The following is a 16,103-nucleotide window of genomic DNA, read 5'->3' as shown; positions in this document are numbered from 1 at the left end:
ATGAGTTCTCTCCGCCCTTTTTGCCTGACGGCATGGCTGGCTGTGCGCGCAGCAGCGCTGCTGCTGTTGCTGAGTCCGGCCTCGCAGTCGCACGCGCAGACGCAGGCCGCGCAGGCAACGCCGGCCCCGCAGCAGTCGGCTGATCCGGCTTCCGCTTCACCGTCCCAGACCGCCGTCGCAGCGACGTCCCCCGACCAGCGCGGCATCACGGCGCGCGCCATCGACAAGGTGAAGCAGGTCGCGAAGTCCGCCGGCGATGTCTTCAGCCGCGTGCCCTGCCTGTCGCCGAAGGGCGGCGCGAAGGCGATGGGCTCGCTGCCGCATGTCGCGGGCAAGCTCGTCGCCGGCCAGCCCGTCGTCATCGTCGCGTTCGGCTCGTCCTCGACCGCGGGATTCGGCGCGAGCTCGCCGGAGTTCAACTATCCCAATCGCCTTGCCGCGCAGCTGCACCGGCACTATCCGACCGCCGACATCACTGTTGTCAATGCCGGCGTCGGCGGCGAGGACGCGCCCGAGATGATGAAGCGCCTCCAGAAAGAGGTGATCGACGTACATCCGGATCTGGTGATCTGGCAGGTCGGCACCAATGCCGTGCTGCGCAATCTTGATCCCGGCGATACCGCCAAACTGGTCGAGGACGGCATCAGCCGCATCCAGGCTGCCGGCGGCACCGACGTCGTGCTGGTCGATCCGCAATATTCGCCCGCCGTCAACCAGCGCGCCGAGAGCGCCGGCAAGATGGTGAAGCTGCTCGGCAAGGTCGCCGAGCTCCGTCACGTCGGCATCTTCCCGCGCTTCGAGGTGATGCGCGATTGGCACGAGAAGCAATCGCTTCCGGTCGAGAGCTTCGTGATCGCCGACGGCCTGCACATGAACGATTGGGGCTATGCCTGCTTCGCCCAGCTCCTCGGCGACGACATCATCCGCTCCGTCGGCCAGATCAAGCTCGGCGTGAACGTGCCTGCGGACGTGCGGACCTATCGGCCGATGTAATTGGCGTCCCGGCGCGAAGCCGGGACGACACAGGACCTTACGCCTTCTCCAGCGCCGCGGTCAGATCCTCGATCAGATCGTCCGCGTGCTCCAGCCCCGCCGAGAAGCGGATGAAGCCCTCGCTGATGCCCAGCGCGGCGCGGTCCTCCGGCTTGAGGCGCTGATGCGTCGTGGTGGCGGGATGCGTGACGAGGCTCTTGGCGTCGCCGAGATTGTTCGAGATCTTGGCGAGCTTGAGCTCGTTGAGCACGCGGAATGCCGCCTGCTTGCCGCCCTTGACCTCGAGGCCGACCAGCGTCGAGCCACCGCGCATCTGCTTCTTCACCAATGCAGCCTGCGGATGATCGGCGCGGCCGGGAAACACCAGCCGCGAAATCTTCGGATGGCTCGCCAGCACGTCCGCGACGCGCGCCGCCGTCTCGGTCTGCGCGCGCACGCGCACGGCGAGCGTCTCCAGGCCCTTGAGCAGGACCCAGGCGTTGAACGGCGAGATCGACGGGCCGGTCTGGCGCATGAAATTGTGGATGTGCTCGGCGATGAACGCTTCCGAGGACAGGATGATGCCGCCGAGGCAGCGGCCCTGGCCGTCGATGTGCTTGGTCGCGGAATAGACCACGACGTCGGCGCCGAGCGCGAGCGGGCTCTGCCAGATCGGAGTGGCGAACACGTTGTCGACGACGAGCCGCGCGCCGCAGCTGTGCGCGATCTCGGCGATGCCGGGAATGTCGAGCACGTCGAGCGTCGGGTTGGTCGGGCTCTCCAGGAAGAACGTCTTGGTGTTCGGCTTCATGGCGCGCTGCCACTGGTCGAGATCGAGGCCGTCGACCAGCGTCGTCTCGATGCCGTAGCGCGGCAGCAAATCCTGCACGACGTAGAGACACGACCCGAACAGCGCGCGCGAGGCCACGACGTGATCGCCGGCCTTCAGCGGCGCCAGGATCGCGGTCGTCACCGCGGCCATGCCGGTCGCGGCCGAACGTGCCGCTTCGGCGCCTTCGAGCTCGATCATCCGCCGCTCGAACATCGAGATGGTCGGATTGGAGTAGCGTGAATAGATGAAGCCGGGATCCTCGCCCTTGAACCGCGCCTCGCACTCCTCGGCGCTGTTGTAGACGTAGCCCTGGGTCAGGAACAGCGACTCCGACGTCTCGCCATATTGCGAGCGCAGCGTGCCGGAATGGACCAGGCGGGTTTCGGGACGGTAGTGGGCGGTTGGCGCCGGGGACTTCGACATAGGACCTCCTGAAGCGACCATCGAAAATGGTCACAAAAAAACCGGCCTGGAATATTTCCACGGGCCGGGATCACAGAGGTCCCCGGCCTGTTTAGCGACTTATTTAACGTGGCTGCAAGCCGGCCGGCTCAAATCACCACGGGATAAGTCATGCTCATATTCCGCAATGCCCTTTCCGTCAAGACGTCCATCGGATAGCCGTAAAACGCTCATATTTCCCACATGTCGGGATGTGTTTGATCCCTGATGAGGACCCCGGGTTGACGTTCACGGTCGCCGCCGACGCCAATGGTATCCTGCCCGACCGCATGATCGCGGCGATGGCGGAGGGCGGTCTCATCCTGCCCGCTTACGACTTCGTCGAAAGCCAGATCCAGCCGGCGAGCCTCGACCTTCGCCTCGGCGACATTGCCTATCGCGTTCGCGCCAGCTTCCTGCCCGGTCCCGGCGCCACCGTCGCCGAGCGCATCGACGAGTTGAAGCTTCACGAGTTCAGCCTCGCCGACGGCGCAGTGCTGGAGACCAACTGCGTCTACATCGTGCCGCTGCTCGAAAGCCTCGCGCTGCCGCCGGAGATCGTCGCGGCCGCCAACCCGAAGAGCTCGACCGGCCGGCTCGACGTCTTCACCCGCGTGATCGCCGACGGCACCCGCCGCTTCGACATGATCGGTGCCGGCTATCACGGCCCGCTCTATGCCGAGATCAGTCCGAAGACGTTCCCGGTGCTGGTCAGCGAGGGCTCGCGCCTTAGCCAGGTGCGCTTCCGCACCGGCGATGCCATCCTCAACATCGACGACCTCGAGGCGCTGCATGCGACCGAGCGTCTCGTCGATATCGACGATGCCGATCTCACCGGCGGCGTTGCCGTCTCGGTTGATCTTTCCGGCGAAAAGAGCGGCGGCTTCGTCGGCTACCGCGCCAAGCGCCACACCGGCGTCATCGACGTCGATCGCCGCGCCGGCTATTCCGTCGAGGAGTTCTGGGAGCCGATCTCGCCCCGTCCCGACGGCAGCCTGATCCTCGATCCCGGCGAGTTCTATATCCTCGCGTCGAAAGAGGCCGTGCAGGTGCCGCCCGATTACGCCGCGGAGATGGTGCCGTTCGATCCGCTGGTCGGCGAGTTCCGCGTGCACTACGCCGGCTTCTTCGATCCCGGCTTCGGCTATGCCGGCGCCGGCGGGCTGGGGTCGCGTGCCGTGCTCGAAGTGCGCTCGCGCGAAGTGCCGTTCATCCTCGAGCACGGCCAGATCGTCGGCCGCCTCGTCTACGAGAAGATGCTAGCCCGCCCCGACGCCATGTACGGCCAGCGCATCGGCTCGAACTACCAGGCGCAGGGCCTCAAGCTGAGCAAGCATTTCCGGGTGTAGGGATAGCCTCACCTTCCGCTGTCATGCCCCGGCTTGACCGGGGCATCCAGTACGCCGCAGCCTATCGGTTCGATCACATCCGCCTCTGGAATACTGATCGCCCGATCAAGTCGGGCGATGACACCGAATCTGTGTCAGGATAAGAAGCGAATCCGGGCTACGACGAGGTGGCGAAATGACAGATCAATCCGAACTCGACGCAAAAATCCTCGACGACGTCGCCGATGCGCTGATCTATTCGGATCGCTCCGGCACCATCATGCGCTGGAATCGCGCATCGTCCGCACTGTTCGGCTTCTCCGCGGACGAAGCGCTGGGCCAGAATCTCGACCTGATCATTCCCGAACATCTGCGCGCCGCGCACTGGAAGGGTTTCGAGGCCGCGCTTGCCAGCGGCGCGATGAAGCTTGCGGGCAAGCCGACACTGACCCGCGCGCTGCACAAGGACGGACGCAAGCTCTACATCGAGATGACCTTTGCGTTGGTGCGGGATGCCGCTGGAGTGGTGCAGGGATCGGTGGCGATGGCGCGCGACGTGACCGAGCGCGTCGAGCGCGAGCGTGCCGCCAAAGCTGCGCAAAATAAGCCTGCGCAAACTTCGTGATGCGGAATTGGCGAGCCGGCGTGCAGGGCGCCCTGCATGCGGCTCGCCTTGTCCGTCACCGGATGCGGTGACACACTCGATCAAAATAACGATCGGGAGCGAACATGACCGCCGCATCAGACCCAGCGCAGGAAGCTCAGTGGAAACGCTGGCGCGCAGTTGCCGATCTCTATCACGCCTATTTCACCGGCCTGATCCTCACCGTGGTCACGCGTCGCGGCACGGCGGATGCTGCGGAGTTCGTCTTTCGCGTGTTCCGCCGCCAGCAGCAGGAACGCTTCCTGCCGGGGCTGGAGAAGCTCGGGCTGAGCCATCTGCCTCCCGCCGTGGCGGCCGCGCAATATCACTATCTCTCGAACTGGATCGGCGGCGTGCACGTCGAATACATGTATGAGAGCGACCGCAAGGCCTGGATCCGCTATCCGCCGCCGCGCTGGATCTGGAAAGGCACTGCGATCTGCGGCGTGCCGGGCGAAGTCTCGCGCGCGATGCTGCGCGGCTGGCACGCCAACAACGGTGTCGCGCTCGGCGATACCAGATTGGGGTTCGTCTGCACCAAGCAGAGCGTCGACGGCCAGGATGGGCTCGAAGGCTACTATTACCAATATGACCAACCGCTCGAGCTCGACCAGCGCCTTGTGTTCGCGCGGCATCTCGAAGCGCCGCTGTTCGATGCAGCCGCGGCTCCGGCGTTGCCGGTCGCAAGCTGGCCAAGACCGCGACTGGAAAAAGCCTATCGAAACTACGCCATGGAATATGTGCGCACCGCCGCGCCGGTGATGGTGCAACTGTTCGGTCCGGAGGATGCCGGCTATCTCCTGCACCTCACGGGCAAGCTGATCGGGATGCAATATTTTGACGAGGTCGCTGCGGCGCTGTCGATGGGCCGCGGAGGTGCGAGCGAATTCGCGACGTTCCTCAACGCGCTGTTTGTCGCGCAGGACGATGTGGCTGAGACGACGCTATCCGAAGGCACGTTCGAAATCCGTCAGCAGAGCTGGAGGCTGATGGAAGACCTCGCCGATAACCACCCCGCTTGCGCTGAGGTGCTGGCGGGATTGTTCGAAGGGCTTGCGGCCGGATGCGGGCGGCACATCGGCGTGCATCTGTCCCCGACACCGCCCTGCCGTCGGCCGCTGGTCTGGCGCATCGATTAATTCCTTTGCGAAATGCGCTGCCGCAGGGCACGCCTGCACCTGGCGCAGGAGGAATCGCTGCGTGTCGTGCTAACAAGCCTCTCGCTGCGCCCTGCGCGCGAACCAATTCATTGGCACACCTAAGCATTGCTGCGCCGCAAATGGCGCTTTCGCCCGGAGAGGACATGTCAGACATCGCCGAAATCCCGGTCGATGAACAGGAGCGTCCGCTGCCGCCGCCCCCGCGGCCCGTGAGGAGCGCGCTGACGGACGGGCCGATCCTGCGCACGCTGCTCGGACTGGCCTGGCCCAACGTCGTCGCGCTCTCCGCCGGCACCTGCACCGTGATTGCGGAGACCTCTTATATCGGACGTCTTGGTGTGGAAGCGCTGGCCGCGATGGCGCTGGTGTTTCCGACAGTGATCCTGACCATGACCATGTCGGGCGGTGCGATGGGCGGCGCGGTGGCGTCCGCCATCGCGCGGGCGCTCGGCGCCGGCGATCGCGAGCGCGCCGGGACGCTCGCCGCGCACGCGCTGCTGATCGGCATCAGCTTCGGCCTCGTCTTCATGCTGGGCATGCTGATCTTCGGGCCGCGCGTTCTGGAAATGCTCGGCGGCCGCGGCGATGTGCTGACGCATGCGATCGCCTACACCCAGGTGTTTTTCGGCGGCGCCGTGCTGCCCTGGCTGCTCAACACCATGGCCGGGGTCCTGCGTGGCACCGGCAACATGAAGCTGCCGTCGCTGTTGATCCTCAATTCCGCGGCCTGGCAGATCGTGCTCGGCGGCACGCTGGGGCTCGGACTCGGTCCGGTGCCGCAATTCGGCATGCGCGGCGTCGCCGCCGGCGCGCTGATTGCCTATTGTATGAACATCGGCGTGATGGGCTGGTACCTGTTCTCCGGCCGCGCCCGCGTGACGCCGAAGCTGCGCGGACTTCGCATCCAATGGGCGATGTTTTTCGATATCCTGAAGGTCGGCGCCATCGCCTGCTTCTCGCCGCTGCAATCGGTGCTGACGATCTCGATCTTCACTCACATGCTTGCGAAATTCGGCACCGCGATCCTCGCCGGCTACGGCATCGGTGCGCGGCTTGAATTCCTGCTGACCTCGATCGCGTTCTCGTTCGGCATCGCCTCGGTGCCGATGATCGGCATGGCGGTCGGCGCCGGTCGCATCGCCCGTGCCCGGCGCATTGCCTGGATCGCGGCGGCGAGCGCCTTCGTTGCCGTCGGTGCACCGGCGTGCCTGGTCGCGGCCTTTCCCGATCTCTGGGTCAACATCTTCACCGACAGCGCGACCGTGCGCGCAACCAGCCACCAATATTTGTCGACGGTGGCGCCGTTCTACGCCTTCATCGGCCTCGCCTCGACCATGTATTTCTCGTCGCAGGGCGCTGCGAAGGTGATCGGACCGGTGCTGGCGCAGACTGCGCGGCTGATCTACATCTCGGCGGTCGGCTGGTGGCTGTCGACGCATGATGCCACCGCGCAAAGCTTCTTCTGGCTGGCGGCGAGCTCGATGGTCGTGCTCGGCCTGCTCTCGTGCTCCAGCGTGGTGCTGACGCGCTGGGGACCGCGCCAAACCAAACCTGCGATCAGGCCGGCTCTGTCGGCCGCTGCGGACTAGCGATGCCTGTGGCGGCGATGGCCGCCACTGCCGCCGACATTGGCGAGCCGCATCAGTTGCGGAATCATCGCCATCATGTCGCCGCCGCCGGCGCCGCCGAGCATGCCCATGATATCGCCGCCGCCCATGCCGCCCACTGCGGTCGGCATGTGGCCGCCTCCGGCCATCGGCGCGTAGCCGCCGTAATTGGGCGCCCCGAAACCGCCGCCGACGCCGCCAATTCCGCCGCCGCCCATCACGCCGCCAAGACCACCACCGCCATTCTCCATCATGCGGCTCATCATCGGGCCCATGGTCTGCATCATCATGCCGAAGCGGCGCTTGCCCATCTTGGCCTTCATCATCTCCAGCATCGGCGCCATCTGGGTCATCATGTCCTCGCCGCCGGCACCGCCGCCGCCGAGGAACTGCGCCTTTGCCGGCGCGCTCGAAATCGAAAACATCAGCAGCACGGCGGCCGCCTGGCAGATTACCTTGTCCGCACCTCTCATGGCCTGCTCCTCGCGTGCGTGGCGCCGCCGGGAGAGCGGAGCCAACCGGACGCACGCCGCCATGGTTAGTGCGGACGAGGGCTGAGCTCCGTGAGAAAGATCACGCCGCCGCGGCCGGGAACGCTCTGTGTATGGCGGCGACAGCGTCCTTGGTCTGTCCCTGCACATAAGTCGCGAGCTCGTTCGGCAGCATGTCGATGATCCAGACCAGGCGGCATCTCGCCTCGCCCTCGGCGATCACCTGCACCGAGGCGCTGTAATGCTTCAGCCGCTCGTTGTTGATCGCGTAGACCAGCCGCCGCCCGGCATCGTCGCAATCGACCAGCAACTCGCGCGCCACCGATCCATTGGCGAAGGTGACGTCGCGCGCGTCGCCGTCGAGCGTGCAGGCCGTGACGAAGCCCGGCGCCAGCCGCCGATGCAGCGCGCCGAAATCGCGCACCGCATCCCAGACGTCGCGCGCGGGCGCGGGGAGGGGAATGTCGTTGTGGATGGAGGCCATTTTAGAATCCTGGTTGAGTCCTGTGATGTAGAGAAGCGAGCGATTGCGCCGTCATCTCAGCTGTCATCGCCCGACTTGATCGGGCGATCCAGTATTCCAGAGGCGCTGTAATGAAATCGAGAAGCTGCGGCGTACTGGATGCCCCGGCCAAGCCGGGGCATGACAGTGTGTGTGTGTAGTGAGGGCTGCCGCACTCACGCACAAACCGCCTCGACATTGTTGCCATCGGGATCAATCAAGAACGCCGCGTAGTAAGTCGGGCTGTAGTCCTTGCGCGGGCCGGTGCCGCCATTGTCGCGGCCGCCGCTCTTCAAGCCTTCGCTGTGGAATGCCTTGACCGAATCATGATCCCCAGCGCGAAACGCGATATGCGCGCCATCGGCCTTGCGTCCCTTGTTCAGGTGCAGCCACAGCGCGGGTTCGCCCTTTGGCCCGAAGCCGGCATAACCATCGCCACTCGAGCACAGGACGTAACCGAGCGGCGCCAGCACCGCGGTGTAGAAGCGCGTGGCGGCGTCGAGGTCGGCAACGCGCAATCCGATATGGTCGTACATGGTCGTCTCCATTTCCAAAGCGCGCCGCAATCGGCGCGCGCCGGAGACGAACCTAGTCAGTTGAGGGCGAGCTGCTCTTGGAGAATCTTGCGCTCTCCCTTTGAGGCCTGACGGAACTTGGTCGGCGAGACGCCGGCGGCGCGGTGGAAGGTGCGGACGAAGTTGGAGAGATCGCCGAAGCCGACGTCATAGGCGATGTCGGTGACGGCGATGTCGTCGTCGGTCAGCAGCCGTGCCGCATGCCGTAGCCGGGAGCGCACCAGATATTGATGCGGGGTGACGCCGAGCACGGCCGAGAACAGCCGCAGGAAGTGGAAGGGGCTGAGGCGTGCCTGCCGCGCCGCCTGTTCGAGGTCGACCTCGGCATGCGAATTGGCGTCGATCCACAGGGCGGCTTCCACGGCCCGGCGGCGGTCGCGTGCGGTCGGCGTCGTCGGCTTGCGCGCCTTGCCCGAGACGACATCGACGAAGCGGCCGGCGAGGATCTGCCCGACCTCGTCGAGACCGAGATCGCTGTTGCCATCTGCCGCCGTCTGGGCGAGCTCGCCCAGCACCATCAGCTCGGGCAGCGGCGGGGTCGCGCCGACTTGCCAGACGTCGCGCCGGCCGCCGAGCGCGTCGACCAGATCGTCGCTGAGGAAAAAGGACAGACAGACGTCGCCAGCGACATGCTCATGCGTGCAGGTGTATTCCTCGCCCGGCGCGCCGACCAGCATCGAGCCCGCGACCAGATCGAAGAAGCCGGCGCGGCAATGACAGCCAAAGCTGCCCGCGCGGACATAGGCGATGGAATGGCCGGTGCGGCACTCCGCAAACGGGCTGTCGTCCGGTCCCGCGTCGCAGCGAAACTCGGAGACGGTCATCGAGGGCGTGGTCAGCAGCGAGGTCGCGTCCATCCCGCCTATCTAGGTGGGCGCTCGGGGCGGGGCAACGGGCAGCAGGACGTCGAACAGCGTCTTGCTGGCGATCGGATGGGCGCCCTCCAGCGACAGCAGGCGCCGCTTGGAGATCACGCCGCCATAGGGCGAGAGCCGGTCGGTGTAATTGCCGGCCTCCAGCACCCGGTGGCAGGGCACGATCAGCATATAGGGGTTTCTCGCGATCGCCTGTGCCACCGAATGCGCGGCGCCGGAGGCGCCCAGCGCCTTGGCGATCTCGTGATAGGTGCGCGTCTCCCCGCGCGGGATGGCGCAGGCGGCTTCATAGACCCGCCGGTTGAAACCGGGCACCCCGCTCGCGTCCAGGCTGACCTCGGAAAAATCAGCATCGCTGCCTTGCAGCAAGCCCACGATACCCTCGATCGCGAACGCGGCGTTCGCGGAAGGCCGTTGCTCGCGCGCCTCGGGATGGACCTGGAAAATCCGGCGGCGGGTGTCGATCTCCCGCGCCTCCGGCAATTGCACGGCAACGATACCGGTGCTGCTCCAGATGATGCCGCAGCGCCCTACGGTCGTGTCGAATATCGCGTAGCCACGCCCCACCATGCACACGCCCCACTCAGTGCACGTCTCCCCAGACAGGCGATCATAACACCGCCACAATCCGGCGCACCCAAAATCTTGACGGAAACTTAAGAAGGGTCAGGCGGGCTGCGCCAAAGCGCTTGGCGAGATGCGCCGTCTCGGCTAATCAGAGCGGGCGCAGGCTGCGCATCCGCGGGCGTAGTTCAATGGTAGAACGGCAGCTTCCCAAGCTGCATACGAGGGTTCGATTCCCTTCGCCCGCTCCATCCCGCTTCGCGTCAAGGCGCTTCGCAGGACTTTGATATCCCGGCACCGCGACGCAGGATGCCCTTCGAAGCCTTGGCGAAGAAGGGCCGATGTTCTCTCGCGTGCGCCAGACAAGTTTCCAATATATTAGCCCATGATGACCTGCACCCGCCGCTCTCTCGGCTAAGCTCCTGGCGGTTTGCGGTCACCGCGCCAGGGCGTGTTCGGATGAAAGCCAGGACCTACAAGCAATGGACCAGCAAAAGCTCGATCGCGCGATCGGTCGTCGCTTGAAGACGCTGCGGACGCAGGCCGGCATGACGCTGAATGAGCTCGCAGGCCGCTCCGGCGTCAGCCGGGCGATGATCGGGCGGGTGGAGCGGGCGCAGAGCAGTGCGACGGCTGCGCTGCTCGGAAAACTTTGCGCCGCGCTCGATGTGTCGCTCAGCGACGTCGTCGCGTTGGCCGAAAAGCCGCCGGAGCGGCTGGTGCGGCTCGCCGACCAGCCGCACTGGCGCGATCCCGACAGCGGCTATCGCCGCCGCCACGCTTCGCCGACGGACGCGGCGAGCGGCATCGAGATCATCGTCGTCGACCTGCCGACCGGCGCGCGCGTGTCCTACAGCCCTTGGGGCCGCAACGCCTTCACCCAGCAGTTGCTGATGCTGGAGGGCGCGGTCTGCGTGCATATCGACGCCAAGACGGTTCGCCTGCGCGAAGGCGACTGTCTCGATTTCGACGTGATGCGCGCGGTGATCTTCGAGAACGAGACCAGGCAGGACGCGCGCTACGTCATCATCACGCGCCGCGGCGCGTCCTACGGCAAGATGTGAGACCCTGGCGATGCAGATCCGGACTGGCGACACCTTTGACCCCCGCGTGATCGCGCTGCTCGATCATCACGTTACGGCGGCGCGGGCGCAGACTGCTCCCGGCAGCGCCCATGCGCTCGATCTCGCGGGCCTTCGCGCGAGCGACGTCGCGTTCTGGACCGGCTGGGACAGCGACACGCTCGTCGCCACCGGCGCGCTGAAGATGCTCTCGGCTGATCATGGCGAGGTGAAGTCGATGCACACGCTGCAAACGGCGCGGCGGCGTGGCTTCGCTGGCCAGATGCTCCGTCACATCATTAGCGAAGCCCGCGCGCGCAGCCTGAAGCGGCTCAGCCTCGAGACCGGCTCGTGGGACTATTTCAAGCCGGCGCACGCGCTCTACCGGGCGCATGGCTTTGTCCTCTGCGGCCCGTTCCAGGGCTATGTCGAGGATCCCAACAGCCTGTTCCTGACCCTGGATCTGTCGGCGAGCCGATAGCTCAGGAGCGCGTCTGCTCGATCCTATCGAGCACGCGCTCGGGGGCGATGTCGCGGCTTGCCTCCTCCAGATCGCGCTTCGAGTCGGGCTGGACGTCGAGCCGCTCGGCGATTTGCGTGAGGAGGCGGGCAACCTTGGTCAGTTCGTGCTCGGCGAGAAGGCTGATCTGGAGATCGAGATCGGCGCGCTTGTCCGCTGCTGCGCTCATGCGGTTCTGCGAGATCAGCACGAAGGTCGACAGGAAGATCGCCTCGACCGAAGCAATCATCGCCAGCACCACGAAGCTCTCGTCCCAGGCCGGGATTCCCGGCAGCCAGTGCAGATTGGCGATGATCCAGAAGCCGAACACCGCGACGTGGAGATAGACGAACGCCATGCTGCCGGTGAACGCCGTGATCGCATCGGCGACCTTTTCCTGACCCTTGGCCGCGTGCTGCTCGCGGCGGCGGCGCGCGACCAGGGCCTGGATGTTGCGCTCGAGCGTCGGGCTCAATCCCTCGCCGGGATCATGGGTGATATCGTTACGCACGGGGCAGCAACGGCGGACGGGAAAGGCTGTTCCTAGGCCCAGCTGCGGGAAAACGCCTACTGCCCCTCAAAATGAGTTGCGTACCTCAAAACACCTCTGCTAGCCTTCAGCCATGGCCGAGACGCTCACCACGACCGCGCTGACGCTGAAGGACATCGCCCGCCAGGCCGGCGTCAGCCTCGCGACGGTGGACCGCGTCCTGCACAATCGCCCGGGCGTGCGGCCGGATACGGTCCGGCGCGTCAAGGAGGCGATCGAGCGCAATTCGTTCCAGCCGCACGTGGCCGCCGCCGAGCTCGCCCGCGGCCGCGGCCGCCGTTTCGCCTTCGTGATGCCGTCGGGGCCGAACCCGTTCATGCAGCAGATCCAGGATTATCTCGGCGAGATGTCGGGCTGGTTGTCGTCCCGCCGCCTCGGCGTCGAGACCGTCGCAACCGATGTGTTCGATCCGTCGGTGCTCGCCGCTTCCCTGGAAGGGCTCTCGGACGACTACGACGGCATCGCCGTGGTGGCGCTGGACCATCCCGGCGTCCGCGCTGCCATCGACGATCTCGTCGATGCCGGCGCCAAGGTCGTGACGCTGGTCTCCGACGTGCCGTCGTCGCGCCGGCACCATTATGTCGGCATCGACAACATTGCCGCGGGGCGCACCGCCGGCGCGCTGGTCGGGCGGCTGGTCGGACAAAAGTCCGGCAAGGTTGCGATCGTCGCGGGCTCGCAGGGCCTGCGCGATCATGCCGAGCGCATTTTTGGCTTCAACCAGGTGATGGCCTCGGAATTCCCCGGCCTCAGCGTGCTGCCGGTGCTCGAAGGACGCGACGAGGACGCGCGTTCGGAGCAGGTGTTGGCGCGGCTGTTGAGCCGGCATGGCGACATCGTGGGTCTTTATAATGTCGGCGCCGGCACGCAAGGCGTCGCCAACGCGTTGAATGAAAAGGCCTTGGGCGATGCCGGCCGCGACAAGCAGGTGGTGTTCGTCGGACACGACGTCACCGCGCTGACGCGCCGGCTGCTGCTGCAGGGCGTGATGCATGCCGCGATCTCGCAGAACCCCGGACACGAAGCGCGCGCCGCCGTGCGTGTGCTGCTCGCGCTCGCCCGTGGCGAGCCGATCTTGCGCGAACAGGAGAAGATCAGGATCGACATCGTGATGCGGGACAATCTGCCTTAGCGGCAGGTGGAATTCAAAACGACCCGTTGCGGATAAGGCGACTCTGAGTTCGCGCACCGCAACAGGCGAAAGGGAGGACGGCGTGTATCTCGGAATCGACATCGGCACATCAGGTGTGAAAGCGGTGCTCGTCTGCGAAGCCGGCGCGGTTGTCGCGACGGCGGCGCGCGAGCTTGCGCTGTCGCATCCCGCGCCGCTGTGGTCCGAGCAGGATCCCGATGGCTGGGTCGATGCGGCGGTCGGCGCGGTTGACGATCTTGCCGCCCGCCATCCGCGCGAGGTCGCACGGGTGCGCGGCATCGGACTATCCGGCCAGATGCATGGCGCGACGCTGCTGGACGAGGACGGACAGCCGCTGCGTCCTGCGATCCTCTGGAACGACGGCCGCTCGCACGCCGAATGCGTCGCGCTGGAGCGGCGCTGCCCATCGCTGCACACGATCGCCGGTAATCTGGCCATGCCCGGCTTCACCGCGCCGAAGCTGCTCTGGGTCGCCAGGCACGAGCCAAAGATCTTCTCGCGCGTCGCAAAGGTGCTGCTGCCGAAGGCCTATGTCCGCTATCGCCTGACCGGCGAGATGGTCGAGGACATGTCGGACGCGGCCGGCACGCTGTGGCTCGACGTCGGTCTGCGCCGCTGGTCGCCCCTGCTGCTGCATGCCACCGGGCTCGATCTCCATCACATGCCGCGCCTCGTCGAGGGCAGCGAGGTCAGCGCAATGCTCGCGCCGGACTACGCGCAACGCTGGGGCATGGCTAGGAATGTCGTGGTCGCCGGCGGCGCCGGCGATAATGCCGCGAGCGCGATCGGGCTCGGCGCCATCGCGCCGGGCGACGCGTTTCTGTCTCTGGGAACCTCAGGTGTGGTGTTCCGCGTCACTGACAGGTTTGCACCGGCGCCGGCCTCGGCGGTCCATGCGTTCTGTCACGCACTGCCCGGCCGCTGGCATCAGATGGGCGTGATGCTGTCGGCGGCGGCGTCGCTGGCTTGGCTCGCGGGCGTGATGGAGGTTCCGGCCGCAGCGCTGCTGGCGCCGCTCGGCGAGCGTGTCGATGGACCGAGCCCGGTCAAATTCCTGCCTTATCTCGACGGCGAGCGCACGCCGCACAACGATGCCGCCGCCAGCGGCGCCTTCGTCGGCCTCCGCGGTGCGACCGGGCGCTCCCAGATCGTTCAGGCCGTGCTCGAAGGCGTCGCCTTCGCCGCGCGCGACAATCTGGCGGCGCTGAGCGCGGCGGGTGGGCCGCTTGCCGAGGTCGATCTCGTCGGCGGCGGCTCGCGCTCGCTGCTGTGGGCGCAGATCTGCGCCGATGTGCTCGGCATTCCCGTCCACCGCGTCGAGGAGGGCGAGGTCGGAGCGGCGCTCGGTGCCGCCAGGCTCGGCCGGCTCGCCGCCACGGGCGAAGACGCGGCTGCGGTTTGCACCCGTCCGCGCCGGCTCGCGAGCTTTACGCCTCGCGCATCGGTCAGCGCGGCCTATGACGAGGCCTATCGCCGCTGGCGCGAACTTTATCCCGCGTTGAAGGAGTGTGCCTGAGTGACTGCGTCAGTGAAATTCTTCGATACAAACGTACCCGTCGCCTTCGCCGGCGGAGATGCGAGCAACACGCCCGCCTTCCGCTGGTACGACAAGGACCGCCTCGTCCATGGCCGCAGGATGGAGGACCATCTGCGCTTTGCGGTCTGCTATTGGCACTCCTTGTGCTGGCCCGGCGGCGATCCCTTTGGCGGCGAGACGTTCCTGCGGCCCTGGCATCACGGCACCGATGCGATGGCGCAGGCGCGCGCCAAGGCTGACGTTGCCTTCGAGCTGTTTCGCTTGCTCGACGTGCCCTTCTTCACCTTCCATGACGTCGATGCGGCGCCGGAAGGGAATTCACTCGCGGAATCCGTCGCCAACCTCAATGCCATCGCCGACCTGTTCGAAGCGAAGATGGCCTCGAGCAAGGTGCGCCTGCTCTGGGGCACCGCCAATTTGTTCACGCATCGCCGCTACATGGCGGGTGCGGCCACCAATCCGGATCCCGAGATATTCACCTATGCCGCCGGCCAGGTCCGCGCCGCGCTGGAGGTGACGCACCGTCTCGGCGGCCAGAACTATGTGCTGTGGGGCGGGCGCGAGGGCTACGAGACCTTGCTCAACACCGATCTCAAGCGCGAGCTCGACCAGCTCGGCCGCTTCGTCTCGCTCGTCGTCGAGCACAAGCACAGGATCGGCTTCAAGGGACCGATCCTGATCGAGCCGAAGCCGAAGGAGCCGACCAAGCATCAATATGACTTCGACGTCGCCACCTGCTACGGCTTCCTCGCGCGTTACGACCTGCTGAAGGACGTCAAGCTCAACATCGAGCAGAACCACGCCATCCTCGCCGGCCACTCCTTCCATCACGAGGTCGCGCTCGCGCAGGCGCTGGGTGTGTTCGGCTCGCTCGACATCAACCGCGGCGACGATCTGCTCGGCTGGGACACCGACCAGTTCGCGATGAACGTGCCCGAGCTTGCCCTGGTGTTCCACGAGCTCCTGAGCCGCGGCGGCTTCAGCTCCGGCGGGCTGAATTTCGACGCCAAGATCCGCCGCCAGTCGATCGATCCCGACGATCTGATCCATGCCCATGTCGGCTCGATGGACGCCTGCGCGCGGGCGTTGCTCGCCGCCGCGGACATGCTCGATTCCGGCGCGCTCACTGCGCCGCTTGCGAAACGCTACGAGGGATGGGCCGGGCCCGAGGGCCGCGCCATTCTCGACGGCCAGCGCTCGCTTGCCGAACTTGCCGACCGCGCGCAGGGCCCGGGCTTTGACCCGCAGCCGCGCTCGGGCCGGCAGGAATATCTGGAATCCCTCGTCAACCGCTACGTCTGAGGAAGGCCGCT

17 protein-coding genes, 1 tRNA gene and 1 riboswitch are annotated in these 16,103 nt (G+C 66.3%); of the genes, 11 read left to right on the top strand and 7 right to left on the bottom strand.

Features of this window, described 5'->3' with window-relative positions:
* Nucleotides 1-993: an SGNH/GDSL hydrolase family protein gene (locus BRA1417_RS0102260; RefSeq protein ID WP_027514419.1), complete on the top strand. Its 993-nt coding sequence runs from the start codon at nucleotides 1-3 to the stop codon at nucleotides 991-993.
* A 37-nt stretch (nucleotides 994-1,030) separates the two neighbouring features.
* On the opposite strand, the gene BRA1417_RS0102255 is transcribed toward BRA1417_RS0102260, so the two are convergent.
* A complete protein-coding gene (locus BRA1417_RS0102255; protein WP_027514418.1) occupies nucleotides 1,031-2,227 on the bottom strand; it encodes an O-succinylhomoserine sulfhydrylase in 1,197 nt (398 codons plus the stop codon).
* A 70-nt stretch (nucleotides 2,228-2,297) separates the two neighbouring features.
* Nucleotides 2,298-2,377, bottom strand: a riboswitch (SAM riboswitch).
* A gap of 80 nt (nucleotides 2,378-2,457) precedes the next feature.
* Here BRA1417_RS0102255 and BRA1417_RS0102250 point away from each other — a divergent pair.
* The 4 genes from BRA1417_RS0102250 (at nucleotide 2,458) to BRA1417_RS0102235 (ending at nucleotide 6,965) form a co-directional block, all read left to right on the top strand.
* Complete coding sequence (locus BRA1417_RS0102250; protein WP_156948544.1) at nucleotides 2,458-3,594, top strand: 2'-deoxycytidine 5'-triphosphate deaminase; 1,137 nt, start codon at nucleotides 2,458-2,460, stop codon at nucleotides 3,592-3,594.
* A gap of 175 nt (nucleotides 3,595-3,769) precedes the next feature.
* Entirely contained in the window at nucleotides 3,770-4,198 is a 429-nt protein-coding gene (locus BRA1417_RS0102245) for a PAS domain S-box protein (protein ID WP_027514416.1), read from the top strand.
* Between the two features lie 104 nt (nucleotides 4,199-4,302).
* On the top strand, nucleotides 4,303-5,355 hold the full coding sequence (locus BRA1417_RS0102240; protein ID WP_027514415.1) for a hypothetical protein: 1,053 nt from the start codon (nucleotides 4,303-4,305) through the stop codon (nucleotides 5,353-5,355).
* A 164-nt stretch (nucleotides 5,356-5,519) separates the two neighbouring features.
* On the top strand, nucleotides 5,520-6,965 hold the full coding sequence (locus BRA1417_RS0102235) for an MATE family efflux transporter (protein ID WP_027514414.1): 1,446 nt from the start codon (nucleotides 5,520-5,522) through the stop codon (nucleotides 6,963-6,965).
* On the opposite strand, the gene BRA1417_RS0102230 is transcribed toward BRA1417_RS0102235, so the two are convergent.
* From BRA1417_RS0102230 to BRA1417_RS0102210, 5 genes are all read right to left on the bottom strand, one after another.
* Nucleotides 6,962-7,456: a hypothetical protein gene (locus BRA1417_RS0102230; protein ID WP_027514413.1), complete on the bottom strand. Its 495-nt coding sequence runs from the start codon at nucleotides 7,454-7,456 to the stop codon at nucleotides 6,962-6,964. The genes BRA1417_RS0102235 and BRA1417_RS0102230 overlap by 4 nt on opposite strands.
* Before the next feature lie 100 nt (nucleotides 7,457-7,556).
* The gene (locus tag BRA1417_RS0102225) at nucleotides 7,557-7,958 is read right to left on the bottom strand and encodes an SRPBCC family protein (protein WP_027514412.1); all 402 of its coding nucleotides are present in this window, start codon (nucleotides 7,956-7,958) and stop codon (nucleotides 7,557-7,559) included.
* A gap of 194 nt (nucleotides 7,959-8,152) precedes the next feature.
* Nucleotides 8,153-8,512 carry a VOC family protein gene (locus tag BRA1417_RS0102220; protein ID WP_027514411.1) on the bottom strand — a complete coding sequence of 120 codons (360 nt, stop codon included), beginning with the start codon at nucleotides 8,510-8,512 and terminating at the stop codon, nucleotides 8,153-8,155.
* Nucleotides 8,513-8,568: 56 nt separating this feature from the next.
* Nucleotides 8,569-9,408, bottom strand: coding sequence for a helix-turn-helix transcriptional regulator (locus BRA1417_RS0102215; RefSeq protein ID WP_027514410.1), 840 nt, complete (start codon nucleotides 9,406-9,408; stop codon nucleotides 8,569-8,571).
* A 9-nt stretch (nucleotides 9,409-9,417) separates the two neighbouring features.
* A complete protein-coding gene (locus BRA1417_RS0102210; RefSeq protein ID WP_027514409.1) occupies nucleotides 9,418-9,996 on the bottom strand; it encodes a methylated-DNA--[protein]-cysteine S-methyltransferase in 579 nt (192 codons plus the stop codon).
* Between the two features lie 171 nt (nucleotides 9,997-10,167).
* Here BRA1417_RS0102210 and BRA1417_RS0102205 point away from each other — a divergent pair.
* The 3 genes from BRA1417_RS0102205 to BRA1417_RS0102195 all read left to right on the top strand — a co-directional run bounded on the left by BRA1417_RS0102205 (nucleotide 10,168) and on the right by BRA1417_RS0102195 (nucleotide 11,532).
* A tRNA-Gly gene (locus BRA1417_RS0102205) sits at nucleotides 10,168-10,241 on the top strand.
* A gap of 231 nt (nucleotides 10,242-10,472) precedes the next feature.
* Nucleotides 10,473-11,054, top strand: coding sequence for a helix-turn-helix domain-containing protein (locus tag BRA1417_RS0102200; protein WP_027514408.1), 582 nt, complete (start codon nucleotides 10,473-10,475; stop codon nucleotides 11,052-11,054).
* Between the two features lie 10 nt (nucleotides 11,055-11,064).
* Nucleotides 11,065-11,532, top strand: coding sequence for a GNAT family N-acetyltransferase (locus BRA1417_RS0102195; RefSeq protein WP_027514407.1), 468 nt, complete (start codon nucleotides 11,065-11,067; stop codon nucleotides 11,530-11,532).
* Nucleotide 11,533: 1 nt separating this feature from the next.
* Here BRA1417_RS0102195 and BRA1417_RS0102190 read toward each other — a convergent pair whose 3' ends face one another.
* Complete coding sequence (locus tag BRA1417_RS0102190; protein ID WP_027514406.1) at nucleotides 11,534-12,061, bottom strand: DUF1003 domain-containing protein; 528 nt, start codon at nucleotides 12,059-12,061, stop codon at nucleotides 11,534-11,536.
* A 112-nt stretch (nucleotides 12,062-12,173) separates the two neighbouring features.
* On the opposite strand from BRA1417_RS0102190, the gene BRA1417_RS0102185 reads away from it, so the two are divergent.
* The 3 genes from BRA1417_RS0102185 to xylA all read left to right on the top strand — a co-directional run bounded on the left by BRA1417_RS0102185 (nucleotide 12,174) and on the right by xylA (nucleotide 16,092).
* A complete protein-coding gene (locus BRA1417_RS0102185; protein ID WP_027514405.1) occupies nucleotides 12,174-13,232 on the top strand; it encodes a LacI family DNA-binding transcriptional regulator in 1,059 nt (352 codons plus the stop codon).
* Nucleotides 13,233-13,314: 82 nt separating this feature from the next.
* Nucleotides 13,315-14,769, top strand: coding sequence for a xylulokinase (gene xylB / locus BRA1417_RS0102180; protein ID WP_027514404.1), 1,455 nt, complete (start codon nucleotides 13,315-13,317; stop codon nucleotides 14,767-14,769).
* Nucleotides 14,770-16,092 (top strand): xylose isomerase, encoded by a 1,323-nt coding sequence (xylA, locus tag BRA1417_RS0102175; protein ID WP_027514403.1) that lies wholly within the window; start codon nucleotides 14,770-14,772, stop codon nucleotides 16,090-16,092.
* The last annotated feature ends 11 nt before the right edge of the window (nucleotides 16,093-16,103 follow it).

The organism is Bradyrhizobium sp. WSM1417, assembly GCF_000515415.1.
In the GTDB taxonomy this organism is placed as follows: Bacteria; Pseudomonadota; Alphaproteobacteria; order Rhizobiales; family Xanthobacteraceae; genus Bradyrhizobium.
Note: the sequence above shows the minus strand (reverse complement) of the source record. Positions and strands in the feature narration are given on the sequence as shown.

What these genes read in the sequence shown, in the direction of transcription:
- BRA1417_RS0102255 (WP_027514418.1), bottom strand. Translation starts at nt 2,227, where the DNA reads ATGTCGAAGTCCCCGGCGCCAACCGCCCACTACCGTCCCGAAACCCGC.
- BRA1417_RS0102260 (WP_027514419.1), top strand. Translation starts at nt 1, where the DNA reads ATGAGTTCTCTCCGCCCTTTTTGCCTGACGGCATGGCTGGCTGTGCGC.
- BRA1417_RS0102220 (WP_027514411.1), bottom strand. Translation starts at nt 8,512, where the DNA reads ATGTACGACCATATCGGATTGCGCGTTGCCGACCTCGACGCCGCCACG.
- BRA1417_RS0102240 (WP_027514415.1), top strand. Translation starts at nt 4,303, where the DNA reads ATGACCGCCGCATCAGACCCAGCGCAGGAAGCTCAGTGGAAACGCTGG.
- BRA1417_RS0102235 (WP_027514414.1), top strand. Translation starts at nt 5,520, where the DNA reads ATGTCAGACATCGCCGAAATCCCGGTCGATGAACAGGAGCGTCCGCTG.
- BRA1417_RS0102195 (WP_027514407.1), top strand. Translation starts at nt 11,065, where the DNA reads ATGCAGATCCGGACTGGCGACACCTTTGACCCCCGCGTGATCGCGCTG.
- BRA1417_RS0102210 (WP_027514409.1), bottom strand. Translation starts at nt 9,996, where the DNA reads ATGGTGGGGCGTGGCTACGCGATATTCGACACGACCGTAGGGCGCTGC.
- BRA1417_RS0102250 (WP_156948544.1), top strand. Translation starts at nt 2,458, where the DNA reads ATGTGTTTGATCCCTGATGAGGACCCCGGGTTGACGTTCACGGTCGCC.
- BRA1417_RS0102245 (WP_027514416.1), top strand. Translation starts at nt 3,770, where the DNA reads ATGACAGATCAATCCGAACTCGACGCAAAAATCCTCGACGACGTCGCC.
- BRA1417_RS0102215 (WP_027514410.1), bottom strand. Translation starts at nt 9,408, where the DNA reads ATGGACGCGACCTCGCTGCTGACCACGCCCTCGATGACCGTCTCCGAG.
- BRA1417_RS0102185 (WP_027514405.1), top strand. Translation starts at nt 12,174, where the DNA reads ATGGCCGAGACGCTCACCACGACCGCGCTGACGCTGAAGGACATCGCC.
- BRA1417_RS0102230 (WP_027514413.1), bottom strand. Translation starts at nt 7,456, where the DNA reads ATGAGAGGTGCGGACAAGGTAATCTGCCAGGCGGCCGCCGTGCTGCTG.
- BRA1417_RS0102200 (WP_027514408.1), top strand. Translation starts at nt 10,473, where the DNA reads ATGGACCAGCAAAAGCTCGATCGCGCGATCGGTCGTCGCTTGAAGACG.
- BRA1417_RS0102225 (WP_027514412.1), bottom strand. Translation starts at nt 7,958, where the DNA reads ATGGCCTCCATCCACAACGACATTCCCCTCCCCGCGCCCGCGCGCGAC.